Source organism: Halobacillus sp. 12SKB (assembly GCF_052941655.1).
Map to the genome: position 1 here is coordinate 755,863 of NZ_JBRFWR010000001.1, position 16,474 is coordinate 772,336.

Annotated in this window: 13 protein-coding genes and 1 riboswitch; of the genes, 5 read left to right on the top strand and 8 right to left on the bottom strand. The window is 44.1% G+C overall.

The window, feature by feature from the left end:
* Window positions 1–685: 685 nt before the first annotated feature.
* The 5 genes from ACQ4XT_RS03745 to ACQ4XT_RS03765 form a co-directional block, all read right to left on the bottom strand.
* Complete coding sequence (locus ACQ4XT_RS03745; RefSeq protein ID WP_446852562.1) at window positions 686–1,924, bottom strand: dicarboxylate/amino acid:cation symporter; 1,239 nt, start codon at window positions 1,922–1,924, stop codon at window positions 686–688.
* 528 nt (window positions 1,925–2,452) lie between these two features.
* Window positions 2,453–4,231, bottom strand: coding sequence for a PLP-dependent aspartate aminotransferase family protein (locus ACQ4XT_RS03750; protein WP_446852563.1), 1,779 nt, complete (start codon window positions 4,229–4,231; stop codon window positions 2,453–2,455).
* 138 nt (window positions 4,232–4,369) lie between these two features.
* Window positions 4,370–4,480, bottom strand: a riboswitch (SAM riboswitch).
* A 73-nt stretch (window positions 4,481–4,553) separates the two neighbouring features.
* Window positions 4,554–5,699, bottom strand: a complete 1,146-nt coding sequence (locus ACQ4XT_RS03755; protein WP_446852564.1) for a trans-sulfuration enzyme family protein — start codon at window positions 5,697–5,699, stop codon at window positions 4,554–4,556.
* Window positions 5,700–5,757: 58 nt separating this feature from the next.
* Window positions 5,758–6,360 carry an NUDIX hydrolase gene (locus ACQ4XT_RS03760; protein WP_446852565.1) on the bottom strand — a complete coding sequence of 201 codons (603 nt, stop codon included), beginning with the start codon at window positions 6,358–6,360 and terminating at the stop codon, window positions 5,758–5,760.
* 280 nt (window positions 6,361–6,640) lie between these two features.
* The gene (locus ACQ4XT_RS03765; RefSeq protein WP_446852566.1) at window positions 6,641–8,785 is read right to left on the bottom strand and encodes an EAL domain-containing protein; all 2,145 of its coding nucleotides are present in this window, start codon (window positions 8,783–8,785) and stop codon (window positions 6,641–6,643) included.
* 113 nt (window positions 8,786–8,898) lie between these two features.
* Between ACQ4XT_RS03765 and ACQ4XT_RS03770 the strand changes: the two genes are divergently transcribed.
* Both ACQ4XT_RS03770 and ACQ4XT_RS03775 read left to right on the top strand, forming a co-directional pair.
* Window positions 8,899–9,069, top strand: coding sequence for a hypothetical protein (locus ACQ4XT_RS03770; RefSeq protein ID WP_226594313.1), 171 nt, complete (start codon window positions 8,899–8,901; stop codon window positions 9,067–9,069).
* Window positions 9,070–9,701: 632 nt separating this feature from the next.
* Window positions 9,702–11,144, top strand: coding sequence for a hypothetical protein (locus tag ACQ4XT_RS03775; RefSeq protein ID WP_446852567.1), 1,443 nt, complete (start codon window positions 9,702–9,704; stop codon window positions 11,142–11,144).
* A gap of 33 nt (window positions 11,145–11,177) precedes the next feature.
* Here the strand turns inward: ACQ4XT_RS03775 and ACQ4XT_RS03780 are convergent, their stop codons facing one another.
* Entirely contained in the window at window positions 11,178–11,942 is a 765-nt protein-coding gene (locus ACQ4XT_RS03780) for an alpha/beta fold hydrolase (RefSeq protein WP_446852568.1), read from the bottom strand.
* 155 nt (window positions 11,943–12,097) lie between these two features.
* Here ACQ4XT_RS03780 and ACQ4XT_RS03785 point away from each other — a divergent pair, with 155 nt between their 5' ends.
* Window positions 12,098–12,676: an SCO family protein gene (locus tag ACQ4XT_RS03785; RefSeq protein WP_446852569.1), complete on the top strand. Its 579-nt coding sequence runs from the start codon at window positions 12,098–12,100 to the stop codon at window positions 12,674–12,676.
* A gap of 55 nt (window positions 12,677–12,731) precedes the next feature.
* Here the strand turns inward: ACQ4XT_RS03785 and ACQ4XT_RS03790 are convergent, their stop codons facing one another.
* Window positions 12,732–13,634 carry a DUF1002 domain-containing protein gene (locus tag ACQ4XT_RS03790; protein ID WP_446852570.1) on the bottom strand — a complete coding sequence of 301 codons (903 nt, stop codon included), beginning with the start codon at window positions 13,632–13,634 and terminating at the stop codon, window positions 12,732–12,734.
* A 364-nt stretch (window positions 13,635–13,998) separates the two neighbouring features.
* On the opposite strand from ACQ4XT_RS03790, the gene ACQ4XT_RS03795 reads away from it, so the two are divergent.
* Both ACQ4XT_RS03795 and ACQ4XT_RS03800 read left to right on the top strand, forming a co-directional pair.
* Window positions 13,999–14,385 carry a DoxX family protein gene (locus tag ACQ4XT_RS03795; protein ID WP_226594324.1) on the top strand — a complete coding sequence of 129 codons (387 nt, stop codon included), beginning with the start codon at window positions 13,999–14,001 and terminating at the stop codon, window positions 14,383–14,385.
* A gap of 45 nt (window positions 14,386–14,430) precedes the next feature.
* Window positions 14,431–14,952, top strand: coding sequence for a type 1 glutamine amidotransferase domain-containing protein (locus tag ACQ4XT_RS03800; protein WP_446852571.1), 522 nt, complete (start codon window positions 14,431–14,433; stop codon window positions 14,950–14,952).
* 37 nt (window positions 14,953–14,989) lie between these two features.
* Here the strand turns inward: ACQ4XT_RS03800 and ACQ4XT_RS03805 are convergent, their stop codons facing one another.
* Complete coding sequence (locus ACQ4XT_RS03805) at window positions 14,990–16,156, bottom strand: acyl-CoA dehydrogenase family protein (protein ID WP_446852572.1); 1,167 nt, start codon at window positions 16,154–16,156, stop codon at window positions 14,990–14,992.
* Window positions 16,157–16,474: the final 318 nt, after the last annotated feature.

Consider the following 16,474-nt stretch of genomic DNA (forward strand, 5'->3'; position numbering starts at 1 on the left):
TGTCCAGACAACAAATTCATTTGCCTCCCATAAAAAATCCGACCGCCTTAAAAGGCCGCCGGACACATCATAATTTTATTCCCCACCCTTCCACAAACTGTCCCGTTTGTGGAAGACTCAGTATCGAGATGTTTCAGGGTTCGTTGCTGGGGTTGAGCGTCAGGGGTGGCTGGGAAGCAACTCACTTTCCTGTGGGGGAGTGGCGAGCTTCCTCGGGCTAAAGCCCTGTGGGATCTCGCCTTTCTCCTTTCTCCCACGGGAGTCTCGCAGCTTCCCAACCACCCCATCTCATGTAAGGAAAAACGAACCCCTGTACCCAGAAGTAGGGCTCCCACTCGTCCCTTCTAAGCAAGCATAAAGCGATCTGCATCAAGCATTTACGTTCTAAACGCACACTGGGAAGAGTTGATAACATCCACTTCCCTCAACCATTCAAGCTTATTTTTCCAGTAGTGGTTTCGAGAATCTTCCATGATTAAGAGGCGGAGGCTCACCGCGCTTCCGCGGAAAGCGAGCTATTCCCCGCAGCCCCACCCACTCAATAAAAGTCTCGAAACCTGAGTCTTCAAGAAACCTGCCATTTAGTTTAATCACTTATAAAAGTAAATGAGTGATTTGGAATGGTAGGTTTATTTAAAAATAAAAAAAGTGCAACCTAAAAGGTTGCACTTTTGTTCATTATGCTTTATGCTTCCATACGTTTGGCATCTTCATCGATGCCGTATTTCCGCTCTGATTCAGCGACTACGACGGCACATGCTGCGTCACCTGTAATGTTCAAGGATGTACGTAGCATATCAAGCAGTCGGTCGATACCGATGATGAGCGCGATCCCTTCTACTGGCAGGGACACTTGGTTAAGAACCATCGCAAGCATGATCAGCCCTACACCAGGAACTCCTGCGGTACCGATACTTGCAAGAACCGCTGTCAGGACGACCATGACCAATTGCGCAAAAGAAAGGTCAGAACCGTAAACTTGTGCAATAAAAATTGTCGCTACACCCTGCATGATGGCTGTACCATCCATGTTGATGGTTGCACCTAAAGGCTGGACAAAACTACTGACAGGCTTCGGAACATTCAAGTTTTCCTGAGCTGTCTTCATGGAAATCGGTAGTGTTGAACTACTGCTGGATGTACTGAAACCGACCGTCATCGCAGGGAAAAACCCTTTGACGAACTTGATTGGATTCATTTTACCAAGGAAAGCGACAGCAGAACCATATGTCACGATTCCATGGATGATTAATCCGAGGATAACGACGAACATGTACATAAACATCCCTTTCATGCCGTCGATTCCCATCGTTCCGATTGCGGAAGCAAGTAGACCAAAGGCACCATATGGGGCAAAGCGCATGATCAGATTCACAAGGAACATCATGATTTCATTACCTTGTTCGACAAGCTTGTAAATCCCTTCTGTCTTCTTACCAAGCATCGCAAGTGCGAAACCGATGAAGATAGCAAAGGCAATAATTTGAAGCATGTTCCCTTCCGTCATTGCCTGGATAGGGTTCGTTGGGATAATGTTTGTAAATGTTTCAACGACACCAGGTGCTTCCTGAGCTTCATACTCTGCGCCCGCAGGATTGATGTCAATATTCCCAGGCTGGAAAACGTACGCAAGGGAAATAGCGATACTGATCGCGATTGTCGTTGTGACAAGGAAGAACGCAATGGTTTTCCCACCGATTCTACCTAACTTCTTAGGATCACCAAGAGAAGCGGTACCCAGGGTGATAGAGAAGAACACGATCGGTACAACTAGCATTTTAATAAGATTTAAGAATACCGTACCTAAAGGACCAAAAACATAAGCATCTAACGTACTGAACAGATCCGGTGCAGCTAAATGCAGACCCAAGCCTACAATAGCACCAAGAATCAGACCTATAAAAATCTTGGTTGTTAGTTTCATGCAGTAACCTCCTACAACAATATGAATGCGCTTACTTATTATTTTGTTTAAAAAGTGAAAAAATTAAAAGACGACATGTTCCCATCCATGTCAAAATGCATTAAAAAAAGACTTACTTTCAATATAGGATTCGGTACCTTTGAGCCTTGATGTGAATGTGGTTCAGGCTCTTCAAAGATGGTTGCAACCAACGTGGGTGTTAATGTGCTTTATAAATTATATCATAGAGTGATTGAAAATTGAATAGAATTTGCTGGTAGTTTCCTATACAACTATGTACCGGATAGTGCTTCATAATTTTCAACGGCCATTGAAACCGCGTGATCCATAGTCATTTTAGATTATGAGAATGTTTAGAATTTATTACATATTCATGAATTCCCATATGTCCATGCATATAATATTATCCCGTTGCATAAAAAAACGGCCGTTTGTTTGGCGGCCGTTCTTTATATAGAATTAACTTCTTACTGCTTTTTTAATTTCCCAACAAAGCTAACTCCCTACAGCAAAAAACTCTTTTGTTTATTAAATTTCACACGCATACGTATCGATGGATCCCCGCAACCGCTGAGCCTCTTTATACGTACACCGGTTATGAACGACTTCGAGTCCTGATTCACTTGCGATTTGGGCCGCCTTCGGTGCAATGACACCTTCTTGCAGCCAAAAAACGTCCGGCCTTATATCTACTGCTTCCTTAGCAATTTCAATGGCAGCTTCCGGACTGCGGAACACTTGAACGACATCAACTTTAAAAGGAATCGATCTAAGGTCTGCATACGCCTTCTCACCAAGGACTTCTGTTTCTTTTGGATTTACGGGAACGATTTGGTATCCCATCCTCTGCATTTTTCTTGCTAGACGATGGCTCGGGCGTGAAGGCTTTCCACTCAACCCTACAACTGCCAAACGTTTCGGACGCGTTTCCCCTCCTTCTTGGGTTTTAGAGGAACTCAAGGCCCACTTGATCACACCTTCATCATTTTCAGTAATCGCTGTTTGTTCCGTTTCTCTTCCTGTTGCTTTCGCAATGGCACGATCAAGGTCGTTGATTAAATCTTTGCTCGACTCAAGTCCTATGGATAAGCGGATCAATTCCTCTGTCACTCCACTTGCAGCTAGATCTTCGACAGACAACTGCTGATGAGTCGTGGAAGCGGGATGGATAATCAATGATTTCGCATCGCCGACATTTGCTACGTGAGACCAGAGTGATATGTTGTTGATCACTTGTCTACCGGCTTCCCGTCCGCCTTTAATTCCAAAATTAACGATGGAACCGTATCCTCCTTCAAGATATCGAGCGGCTAACTCATGTGCGGGATGGGAGGACAACCCCGGGTATGATACCCATTCCACATCAGGATGATCTTGTAAGTATTCTGCAATTTCCTGAGCGTTGTCTCCATGCCTGGCAACACGTAAGTGCAGCGTCTCCAAGCCTTGCAATAACAAGAAAGCATTCTGAGGGCTCAAACACGAACCAAAATCACGAAGCAGCTGGACACGCAGCTTCGTAATATAAGCAAGCGTCCCGAAGTCAGCGTTGTAAACGATCCCGTTATAACTGTCATCAGGCTCTGTGAAAACCGGATACTTACCGTTCCCCCAATTGAATTGTCCTCCGTCTACAACAACTCCTCCAATGGCCGTTCCATGGCCGCCAATCCATTTCGTTGCGGAGTGGATGACGATGTCGGCTCCATGCTCTATGGGCCGGCAAGTATAAGGGGTGGCGAATGTATTGTCGATCAGAAGGGGAAGATCATGATCATGAGCTACCGACGCTACTTTTTCAATATCCAGTACGTGAAGGCTTGGATTTCCGATCGTTTCAGCGAAGACAGCTTTCGTTCGGTCTGTAATGGCTTTCCGGAAGTTTTCAGGATCCTCTGGGTCGACAAAATGAACCTGAATGCCATATCGCGGTAAAGTGTTAGCGAATAAATTGTAAGTTCCACCATAAAGGTTCGCCGCGGCAACCACTTCATCTCCGGCTCCTGCAATGTTCAAAATAGATAGAGCAATGGCCGACATCCCGGAAGCCGTCGCAACAGAAGCAACCCCACCTTCCAAGAGGGCCATCCTTTTTTCAAAAACATCAACGGTCGGATTTCCAATTCGCGAATAAATATTTCCAGGCTCATCAAGTGCAAAAAGACTCTGGGCATGTTCTGTGTCATGAAAGACATAGGAGGTTGTTTGGTAAATCGGCACCGCACGAGATCCTGTGGTCGGATCCGGCGACTGTCCTCCGTGTAAAGAAATCGTATCTACATCATAGCTTTCAAATGAATTCGTCATGATTACTTCCTCCTCAAAAAAAGTTTTTTATTCTTATAGAGATAGTTGGCTTTAAGTATGCGAATCGTCCATAGATCTTTTCCCAACAGCAAAAAACCCTCTTCCAAATAAGAAGAGGGTTTGTCATTTCAATTCCTCCTCTTATCTGCCAGATCGTCGTGATCTGTAGGACGTGGCACCTTTTCAAACCGATGTTTGAAGGTTGCCGGGCTTCACAGGGCCTATTCCCTCAGCCTCTCTTGATAAGAGTGGTATGCAGTTGATTGAATATGTTGAGAATTATAACGGACAACAATCAGAAAAGTCAATTATTTTAGAAAATTTAATTCTCCGATTCTGAGATTGCTTTTTTCAGCTGCTCTATAATATCTTCATGATCTTCAATTCCGATGGAAAGTCGAATCACATAATCATTGATGCCGATTTTCTCACGCTCAGCATTCGATAACGCACGATGAGACGTACGAATAGGATAGGAAACCGTCGTTTCTACTCCCGCGAGCGTAGGAGCAATCTTCACCCATCCGAGCGACCGGAAAAACGCCTCTATGTCAATCGAATCATTAAGCTCGATGGTCACAATAGCCCCATTCCCTCTTTCCGAAACCTTTTCAGGATAATAGACAGTGCGGACTGCCTGATGATTTTCAAGGGCTTTTGCTACTTGTTTTGCATTATAAGATTGTTTATTCATCCTAAGACCTAAAGTTTTGGCTCCGCGTTGAGTAAGCCACGCTTCAAACGGACTGAGATTCGCACCAAACGTGACAATCTTCTGGGTAGCCGCCTGAACTAAATCCTCATTGCCGACCAACACCCCGCACGTCACGTCACTGTGACCACCAATATACTTCGTCCCACTATGGACGACAAGATCGACACCATGCGTGTAGGGCTGCAATAAGTATGGAGTGGCGAATGTATTATCAACCATCGTCTTCACATTCTTTTTACGGGCAAGAGCGACTAAGCCCTCTAAATCTTCCACCCGTAAAAAAGGATTGGAGATCGATTCCGTATAGAGAAGTTTCGTTTGAGATGTGACCGCCTCTGAAACCTCGTCCATATTCGAAAAAGAAACCATCGTTACATCAATACCGAACGTGGCCAGCTCTTTAGTGATCAACTTGTGTGAACCTCCATAAACATCCTCTGCAGCGACGATATGATCCCCTGGCTTTGCCACTGCAAGGATGCCTGCAAGGATGGCTGACATTCCGGATGAAGACGCCACTCCGGCTGGTGCTTCTTCCAGTTCCGCAACGGTTCCCGCAAGTTCATCTGTATTGGGGTTCCTTTCCCGTGTATATAAATAGGGGCTGTTTCCTTCATAATAGCTTTCCAAGTGGTCCAAATCTTTGAAAGTAAAAGCGGATGTCTGGTAAATCGGTGTACTCTTGCTATTCGGGACAAGACTTTGATCCGCTTTATGGTGGACTATTTTCGTATCAAAAGATGTATTCGTCATCGTTCGACTCCTCTCTCTTCACTTAATCAGAAATTATATAGAAGAAACAGGAATATTGTCAAAGTTTTGCGACATATTCACGTATGGATTGAAAAATGTACCGCACGTACCCTTTTTCATGAGGGACAAGATTATTATGAGTCACTTCCTTCTCATCACCATTAAGAATAGAGATCCCCTTCACAATTTGTTGATTGTCCACCAAATTCTCCATATCAGTCAGTGACACAGAAAGGATGTCCTTCACCTCTTCTCCGATTTTAAAGGTCATGTCCTTCGTCCAAGGGAGGAGGTAAATGCGGCAGATCTCCCTGTCTATGAGAGAGGACCCTTCCTTCAGTTCTTCCTTATAATCACCTTGGTGGATTAAATCGTCAGGTATCACCGTCAAACCGACTTCCTCCTCAATTTCCCTGACACCAGCCAGCAGAACATTCTCCCCCGCTTCTATATGGCCCGCAGCGGTAATATCAAGCAAACTCGGAAAGTCTTTCTTGTGATCCGCTCTTTCTTGAAACAATACATGGATCGTTTCATTTTCCATGTGGAACATCCAACAATGGAACGTTTCGTGCCAATCACCGTCCTGATGTACTTGCCCCCTTTCCTTTATTCCAACCGGACGCTCTTTTTCATCAAAAATCGTTAACATTTCCGCCATACGTCTTCCTCCCAAAAAATTACCTCATAGTACAAAAATAGCTCAGAGCGTGTCACTCTGAGCCTGAAGCAACCCCTATGTGGATATTGCTAATCTTAGAATTCTTGAGTTATACCATCTATAATTCCGCAGATAAACGTTGGAGATTATAGAATGATTGTAGTTGCAATCATTCCAACCCTTCTTTTCCTCGCTTACTCTAAGGAAGTAGGTGATCCCATCAAAGAATAACAAAAAAGCAGGAAGCAAGTACACAAAGAATATACCCCTCCCTCCCTTATTAGTTACTTACAAGACTCGCCGGAACAGGTTTACTGAAGTAATAGCCTTGATATTCATAGCAGCCTTTTTGTTTTAAGTAAGAAATATGTCCCCTTGTTTCCACTCCTTCAGCAATGACTTGCAGGCCAAGACTTTTCGCCATACTGATGATGGCATTAACGATCGGTACCTCTTCCCCTCGGTCACCAATTTGATTGATGAATGATCGATCGATTTTTATCGCATCTACAGGCAGCCGGTTCAAATAACTGAGGGAAGAAAAACCGACACCAAAGTCATCCAAATGAACTTTGATTCCTTTTTCCCGCAAACCGTTCAAGGTGTCTGTGCTACGATCGAAATCTTGAAGGACCATCGTTTCCGTTATTTCGAGGATCAAGCTGTGAGGAGGAAGCCCTGAATTATTGAGGGCTTTAAGAACTTTTCCTGTGAGATTCAGATCCTTGAACTGCTGGGCAGACAAGTTCACCGAAATTTTCAAATCCGGTCTTTGATCTTCCACCTGCCACCTTTTTGTTTGCTTACAAGCTTCCTTCAACACCCATTCCCCAATTTCTACAATCATTCCAGACTCTTCAGCAAGACTGATGAAGTAATGGGGAGATAACAAACCGTAATCTGGATGATTCCAGCGGATGAGTGATTCATAGCCGATCACCTGCGACGTTCTCCCGCATACTTGAGGTTGATAATGAAGCTCAAACTGATTTTTATCAAGAGCATGATGGAGGGATTGCTTCAAATGGAGCTCTTCTCTCATCTGCTCACTCATCTTTTCTTCATAAACTGCATAGCGGTTTTTTCCGCTTCTCTTCGCTTTATGCATCGCTGCATCCGCGTGGCGCAAAAGTGTTTCTCCACTGTAATGATCTCGGAGGCGGGCCGGGGTGAACGTGACGCCAATACTGACCGTATTGTAGAACTCTCTTTCTCCAATAAGAAAAGGGCGTCTCATTGAATGTATGACGTGGTCACTGACTCTCTCCAGCTCTTCGATGCTTTGGACATGTTTGAGAAGGACCACAAATTCATCACTGCTAATCCTGGAAATCACCGCATCATGCTGAGCAAATGTCTGCCTCAAGTAACGGGAGAACTGACGGAGCAGCTCATCCCCCTTGGTATGTCCCCATGAATCATTGATCATTTTAAAATTATCAATGTCAATGAGTAAGAGAGCAATGTTGTTCTTCTTTTCATCCGTGGATTGAATTCCTTCTTCAAGGATTCCCGACAGATAGCTGCGCGTGACAAGACCTGTCAAAGGATCGTATTGAGATAACATCTCAAGCTTCTTTTCCGCTTGCATTCGGGAAAGCTCATTCGCTGTCCGATCAGCAAAGATCTGAAAGAGTGCTTTGCTTAATGGACCGCTCGTTTGTGTTCGGTTATCCATGATCGCAAGGATTCCGATCACTTCACCATCTGAGTTAAGCAAAGCTTTCCCAAGATAACTCTCCACTCCGTACTCCTTGATTGTAAGATCTTCAGGAAAAAGACTCCCTACACCATTAGGATAATAACATTCATGAGTCATTATGACTTGCTCACAAGGCGTGCCTTTTACCTCGTATTGCAGCCCAGCACTTATTTCCCCTTTGTGAGACAAGGAGATAGCAGTCACTTCATCCTTCGCTTCTCCAGTCAATTCTCCGACCAACACAGTGTCTACACCAAGGACAGAGGATAAATACTCAACAAGAAAATCAAAAAATTCCTGTCCATTGTAAGAAAGGAAAGCATCACCGATCTCCACGATCGCTTTTTTAATGCGGCCCAATTCTTCAACGTAAGCATCATCAGGTGCACTCATGCCTGTGTACCCCATGATTTTTCCTTCCTCATTAAAAAAAGGCGTGACAATATCCTTCACCCATTCGTACGTTCCATTGTTCAACAAACGATAATTCATATAAAAAAAATGACGATTGTCTTTCGTCATCGCAGGATGGTCCAGATATGTTGCATCATCCTTATGTATGAGCCGCATTAATTCATGCCGGTTCAACACAGATGAATCCAGCTTCCATTGATCTTTCAACCTTTCACTCACATAGATGTTCTCTTTTTCAATATCAAAGAACCATATAGGGATGGAAAGCTGCTTAAGTGTATCCCAAGGATGTTCAATTATCCGAGCCATTCCGTTCACCTACTCCAAAAAATTTATTCCCTTCTTCCTAAATATCGGAAAATTAGAATTAAAGTTTAATCCTATTTTCACGAGGAAAACTACCTAAAAAGGAGGAAGTTTTAATGAAGCAGAAAAAACAAAGACGAGGTACTGTCGAGCAGACCAATGAAATGGCCCAAGTATTCAACCGAAAGTTGAGCTATAACCAGTCCTTCTCCCATCAAGCCGACGATGAGGAGGTCCACTCTGAAAGCGAAGCTCTCTACCACCACTATTCCGACGATGAAGATTAAGGAAGTGATCTCAAATGCGAGATCACTTTTTTAGTGCTTTCCTTCCTTAATGACCGAAAATTCTGTTATTATATGAGTGGTACACCTACAAATCTTTACAATAAACTCCAGAATGCTGTGACTTTTAATATAGGTTATTAGAGCATACGACAGGATTGTCTATGACCAGATTTCGGGATGTGGCCGGGGTTCGTTGCCTTGTTGGGCTTTAGGGAGAAACGAACCTCTTCACCAAAAAAGGATTCTCTTCCACTATCCTTCTTAATATGAGTAGAAAGCGGTCTATATTGAGTTTTTACGCTAGGAATACCCATTATAGAGATTCCCATTAACTAAATGGAAGCTGAATATACTGCGTATGCTGTCGAGCCACTCACATGGTAAAGGGGCGGAGGGAAACGGTGAGACTCCTACCCTTAAGTGTGCAGGCGCCTTGGTCAGCGGCGTATGGACTGGACTGAGCTGGCGGAAATAAAGGGTCCCATGGAAAGCGAACTGTTTCCCGCAGCCCCTGTCCACTCATAAACATCTCGAAACTGAGTCTTCAAGAGTAGGGAATTTATGCGGAAAAAAAGATGGAGATTGAATGAAGAAGTTTAGCACCAAACACCAAAAGAAAGGGTTATTTACATATGAAGAAAGGCACCAACAAGAGCAAGTGGATTTTAATCGTTGTTTCTTTGATGGTTTTAGCTATCGGAGCTTATGTTTACACAGACAGCAGCGAAGAACAGTTGGCTTTGAGTACAGATTCTAAACCCATGAGAAAAGCAAAATCGGTGGACCTCGAGGAATTCCCTCTTCAATGGCGGGAAGTTGATACATTTGAACAGGTCAATAAGTTTTATGAAGAACGTATTCATGGTTTATCATTAGCCCGGGAAAAGGGATTGACGGTTCACCCGCAGGAGTCCACTCCAATTCCTGATAAAGAGGGGCGGATGCAGATCAACGAGGTCTGGCACAGCGGGCCGACCATCCATGTATTGTACAGCATCGACCTTTCTGCATTAACAAGGAAAGATAACGACGATGAAGAAACCAAGTACCTCGTTCAGCCGCCATCTGTAGAAAGTATAAATATCGAGTCCATGAATGGGAGCGACCAACAATCGTTCCAGCAGCATTCGCAACCCCTCCATCCCAGGGATACGGTTGTGTTTGAAAACAGAGTGTACGGGCTCATACAACTTCCTCCCATTACGGAGAAATGGGGATACAATTTTGATCCCCATGATATAAAGGATTATGATAAAGAATTTTTAACTTCCTTCAGTCTGCGGATCAATCACCGTACAATCGAAACGAAAGGAATGCCAGTCCGTTATTTCCATGACAAGGATGGACATGTGCTCCAAAGTTATACAACAGACGAGGTGTACACTGATGACCTGGTCACAGTGGAACCTACATCCGTCAACATCGGCGTTGCCTCAAGCTACGTAAAAATGAAGATAAAGGCAGAAGGGAAAGAAATCGGTCAGTCCGTGCATGCCTTAATAAAAACGGAGGAAGAATCCGAACACCCTGTCAGGCTTTATCTAAACGAGACAGAAGAAGAAAATGTGTATGAGGCCTGGTTCCAGTCGCCATCAGAACCACTTACAGAGGCCGTGAGCCTTGAACTTGGGTCTCTTCAAATCCATGATGATACACCTTATTCATTCACCGTTGACATGACTCAGTTTAAAGATCATTCAAACGATTCTGTCGTGCTGAATGAAAAAGTGGGAGAAGCTTACAATACAGATATCATCCTTGAACAGGTCGATTCATTTTCCGGAACCAATATGAATCTTCAACTCAAGTATGAACCCCATGAAGCGGATCAAGAAGATAAATTGGTCGGTGCTCAACTCGCCCCGATGAACAGCCTCCAGGAAGAACGGGAGAAATTTGTAGAAGTCGTTACAAATGAAGGCGAAGCCACAGAGGCTAATATTTGGGGGCACGATAATAGAGGAGACATCCACTTCCAGTCTCCTGCACTAAGAAACGCTAAGGAAATCACCGTTACTGTGAATAAGATGGTTTACGCTCACAAGTTGGGCCATACCTTCGACTTGGACAAATAGGAAAAAGCAGAGGATAATCACTCCTCTGCTTTTCTATAGTTCTTCATGAACAAAACGGATCAATGCGTCATTGAAACGGTCATAATGGGTAGCGGGAGTCTGATGATAGGCATGCTCAATAACTTCCATTTTCACATAAGGACAAACGCTGTAGTATTTGGAATGTTCATTAATCCAAAATTCTTTATTGCCATATACGAGCAACAACGGTTGAGTAAGCTTATTCAACCTCCCGCTGCAATCAAACGATAAGGCGCGATTGTAATAGGTGTGCCAACATTCCGGATCAGACTTCGCCATATGTTCATTCAATTCACGTTTTATATCAGTATCTTTGAAATGTGAATGGCTGAGTAATTTGGCAAGCGTTTCCGGACTTTTATTTACCCAGTACATCCCTCCTAAAAACTCAAACCGCAGTCCACCTGTCGCCACCTTTGGAAATCCTCCGGCAAGAATGACTGCTTTCGTCCGTTCAGGAAAGGTAAGTGCGAACTCCTGGGCAATCATCCCTCCACATGAATATCCAACGACCACAATTTGTTCGAGATTCAAATGATCAATGAGCTGGACGACCTCCCTTGCGTACATGGATACATCAGGCGCATGAGAAATCACTTCAGAATCCCCGTTCCCACTGAGATCTGGAAAGATGACACGAAACTCCCTTGCGAGGGAGTGCTGCATCTTGAATACCTTTCTCCCCATTCCAGGAGGATGGATAAAAACGATGGCTTCCCCATTTCCTCGATCATCATAAAATAATTGCGCCCCGGATTTTTCTGTGAAATAAGGCATGGCTCTTCATCCCCTAACCGATCATTCATGGACCTTAGCATTCCCATAGAGACTGAAATTATGTCCATTTACCGAATATATTAAGGTTCGATTGACCTTACTCTAGTGCAGGCGTAAACTAGACCTGTATCATTATGTCCGGAAGGGGAAACCAGATGAAACGTTTTCTATTACTTAGCCTATTCGCAGGAACGGTCGTCTTCTTGGCGGCTTGCGGATCGAATGAACTTGAGAATACGCTGGATTGGGAAGTCCAGTCTTTTGAAGGAACGACACAAGAGGGAGAAAGCTTTTCCACCGATGATATGGAAGGAGAAGTGTGGCTGGCGAATTTCATCTTTACTAACTGCAATACGGTCTGCCCGCCCATGACCCGTAATATGGTAAAAATTCAAGAGCAGTTAAAAGAAGAAGGCGTCGATGCTGAAATTGTATCTTTCAGTGTAGATCCGACGGTAGATTCGCCTGAAGTATTAAAAGAGTTTGGTAAGAAATATGGGGTGGATCATAGCAACTGGTCGTTCATCACCGAATATACACAAGAAGAAATTTCAAAGTTCGCTCAAGAGAGCTTCAAAACTTCTGCAGTAAAAACGGAAGGGAATGACCAGGTTATTCATGGGACAGCCTTTTATCTGATTAATGAAGAAGGTATGGTCGTGAAGAAATATAAAGGGGACACAGAAGTCCCGTTTGAACAAATTGTTGAAGACACCAAAACCATTGCTAACTAAAAAGAACCTCCCCTCCGGATAAGGAGCGGGAGGTTCTTTTAAATCAGAAAACACCCTAATTGAAAAGGGAATTGATGAAGTTACTTAAGGATTTAAAGAAGTCCCGCACGGCATTCCTCAGGTTGTTCCAAAACCCATCGTCATTAATTAAATCCTGAATATTCCCTGTCAGGTCATCCAACTGGTTTTGAACCTGATCGAAGTTGATATTTAAATTTCGCATCTGTTCAAACAAATCAATCAAACGCTGACGGTCTTCTTCACTCAGTTCAATGTTCAAGGATTGGAGTTGATCTTGGACGATCTGTTCCACTTCTTCGCGTGTCGCTGGGTCCTGCTCAGCGATCTGCTTCTTGATTTCAGTTAGAAGTTCACTGATTTTATCCCGATCGACACCTTCCTCTTCTGCGATATCTGTGGCAATATCAAGCTCATCACTCGCGACTTTCATTCGATCTTCATCAAGCTTCACACCTTTAGCGTCGTAAGCTTTATAGATGCCTGTCAGCGCAGAGTGACCACTGACTTTGACAGAGGAAGCAACAAGCACATCCGCATTCTCTACACCTGCGGTCAGCAATGCGTTTGTGTACATTTCTTTCGTTACCTGTGTTATGTTATCAGGTGTTACGATCTCAATATTCAACCCTTCTGCATTATCCTGGTGAATGATTTTGACAGATGAGTACATATTCGAATTCGGGTTTCCCCCGATATAATTGGCAAGATCCTGGCCATTGACCGTAAACTCATCAACCTGGTCATGCTGGTTGACTTCAAGCAGATCAGACACTTCAGCTTTCTGAGCTTCAGACAAGGCTTCTCCATAAACGACGATAGGCAGACCTAACTTTTCATTAATGCCCTGGTCCCCTGTCGAAGCGGAAATGCTCGAAGGTAATGCAAACGCTGTAAACAAAACGACGATCAACATCCATAGACTGACACGTGTTTTCATGTTCTCGACCCCTTGTAAAATGGTAGATTCCCCCTTACGTTATGCGGAACCTCCCATCTATTATACCCTACGCATAGATACGCGGGTTGTCATAATAGACGTACGAGGGATAGAAAAAGTTTCAAACTCACCGCAACATTTCTTTTTGAAGGTATTTAATTATATGGCAGGATACTTGAAGACCCCGTTTCGAGACTTTTATTGAGTGGGCGGGGCTGCGGGGAATAGCTCGCTTCCCTACCACCCCTGACTACAAATGCGGCAAACGAACCACGGTTATCTTAAAACCGTGTCTCCATGGATAGGGAGCTCTTACGCAACTATTTAATAGGATGGATAAACGAAAGAAAGGATGGACGTTGTTATGAAGATTGCACGCCAAATCGGACTTTATGTATTTGCTATCGCTCTGTTTTACGCAGGAGTCACCCACTTCATGTATGACCACGGCTTTGCCCGCATGCTTCCCTCCTGGGTACCGCTTAAATTAATCATTGTATATGTGACAGGAATCACGGAATGGCTACTAGCTCTCCTGCTTGTTTTTCCTCAAACTCGGAGAGCGGCCGGGTTCGCTACGGCTGCTTTTCTATTCATCGTCTGGCCTGCTAATTTTTATGCGGCTATTTATGGAATTCCGGCTCCATGGAGCGAAGAAACCAATCAGACTGCTTTATGGATCCGTCTCCTCTTCCAACCTTTGCTTATTTGGTGGGTGCTCGCCGTATCCAAAGATTCGAAAGAGGTGTAGCCATCTGATAAAATGGGGATAGTGAATAGGACAAGGAGGTTGTATATGCGTTTAGAAGGTAAGAAAGTCATCCAACTGGTCAGTAAAGACTTTGAAGATCTTGAACTTTGGTATCCGGTTCTCCGTCTTCAGGAAGAAGGAGCAACTGTTCATCTTGTGGGTGAAAAAGCAGGTGAAGAACACCCAGGGAAATATGGAGTCCCTGCAACTGCGGATTATGCATTTGAGGACATTAATCCAGCTGATTACGATGGAATTCTTGTTCCAGGGGGATGGTCTCCCGATAAGCTCCGCCGTTATGAAAAAGTCATTGAAATGGTCCAGCACATGGACAATGAACGCAAACCAATCGGTCAAATCTGCCATGCAGGGTGGGTGCTTATTTCTGCCGACATCCTGAAAGGGCGAAAAGTGACAAGCACACCGGGAATTAAAGATGACATGATGAATGCAGGTGCAGAATGGTTCGACGAAGCAGTCGTCCAAGACGAACACATAGTTTCTGCCCGTCGTCCGCCTGACCTGCCTCCATATGCCAAAGCTTTCGCCGACTTACTCGCTGACTAATCATAGAAAAAACCAGAGCTGTAAAAGCTCTGGTTTTTTAGTGGTCTTCCGCAATCGCTTGTTTCGCAAGCATCGACACAACCGCATCATCCATGGGTGGGTTATGCAACCCTGCCCGTACATCACGGTAATATTTTTCAAAGGCATAAGCTTTAGATAACCCACGCCCCCCTGCAATTCGCATCGCTAGATCGACGACTTCATTTGCCGTATTCGTTACCGCCAGCTTAACAGCAGCAAGTTCTGATCCCATCTGATCCCGTTGCTCTGGTTCTTCATCCCATTTTCTTGCAACTGAATATAGGAAAGAATGGGCCTGCAGCAATTTCCACTCCATTTCGCCAATCTTGTCTTGAATGTGAGACACTTCAGAAATTGGTGTGTCCAGACTATTTGGTTGAAAGTCTTTTGCAAAAGCAACCGCATCGTTACGAGCGGCTACGGCAATTCCTAAATAACAGGCTGGAATGTGCAAGAGCCATCCCTTTGGCGAGGATTTGCTTCCACTTTTCAGTTCTACAAGGTCGGATTCCTGCAGCTCCACTTCATCCATCACAAGGTCATCACTCGCTGTCCCCCTCATCCCAAGGGTGTCCCATGTTTTATCAACAGATAACCCTGGTTGATGGCGGTCAATTAAAAACCACCCAACCGTATCCTTGTCTTCGATATAAGCAGAGACAATGTAATAATCCAAATGCTCAGCCATGGAGGTGAATGATTTCCTTCCATTTAAAATGTACACGTCTCCACGACGAACCGCTTTGGTCTCTGGTACTCCTCCCCTTGTCGGACTTCCGGTTGCCGGTTCTGTCGCAGCCCTGTTGACCACTTTTTGTTCTGAAACAACTTCATTTACAAGGCGATCATAAGACTTCTGCTCCCATAATCGTTCCTGAGAAAGTTCCATCATGATTCCCATGTGCCATCCAATTGACAAAGCGACAGCTCCATCACCTTCTGCAATTTTTTCCTGCATCAGCAAGAATTCGTATAACGATAATCCTTCTCCACCTTCAGATTCCGGCAAGGACATCGATGGGTATTTCTCATCTTTAATGACTTTTAACGTCTCATAAGAGAAAGAAGCTTCACGATCCGTTTCTGGAATATGTTTGCGCGCCTCTTCTGCGATCCGATCTGCCTTTTCAAACAATTCCTGCTGTCGGTCGTTTTTTATCCAACGTTTCCATACACCTGCCAACCCAACCACTCCCGATTCTTTATTATAATTAAATCATACCTGACAACTCGGGATGAAGCCAATGCCATGCTTGTCTAATTCGCTCCCTTACAACATACCCTATGTACAAAAAATCATTCTGTATCAGCATGTGTCTCTTTGTATGTAATTTTTGTCCAAATCTCACTTTTAACCAATACTACCCCCGACATTTCCCGGGAAATGTCGAAAAAACGTTCATCTGTTCTCCTAAACAAAAACATCAAAACCAGAAGAAGCCCATCCCCCATTTTTTTAATGTCTTTTCGCTAAAATGACCATCGTTAAAAATACCGTCAC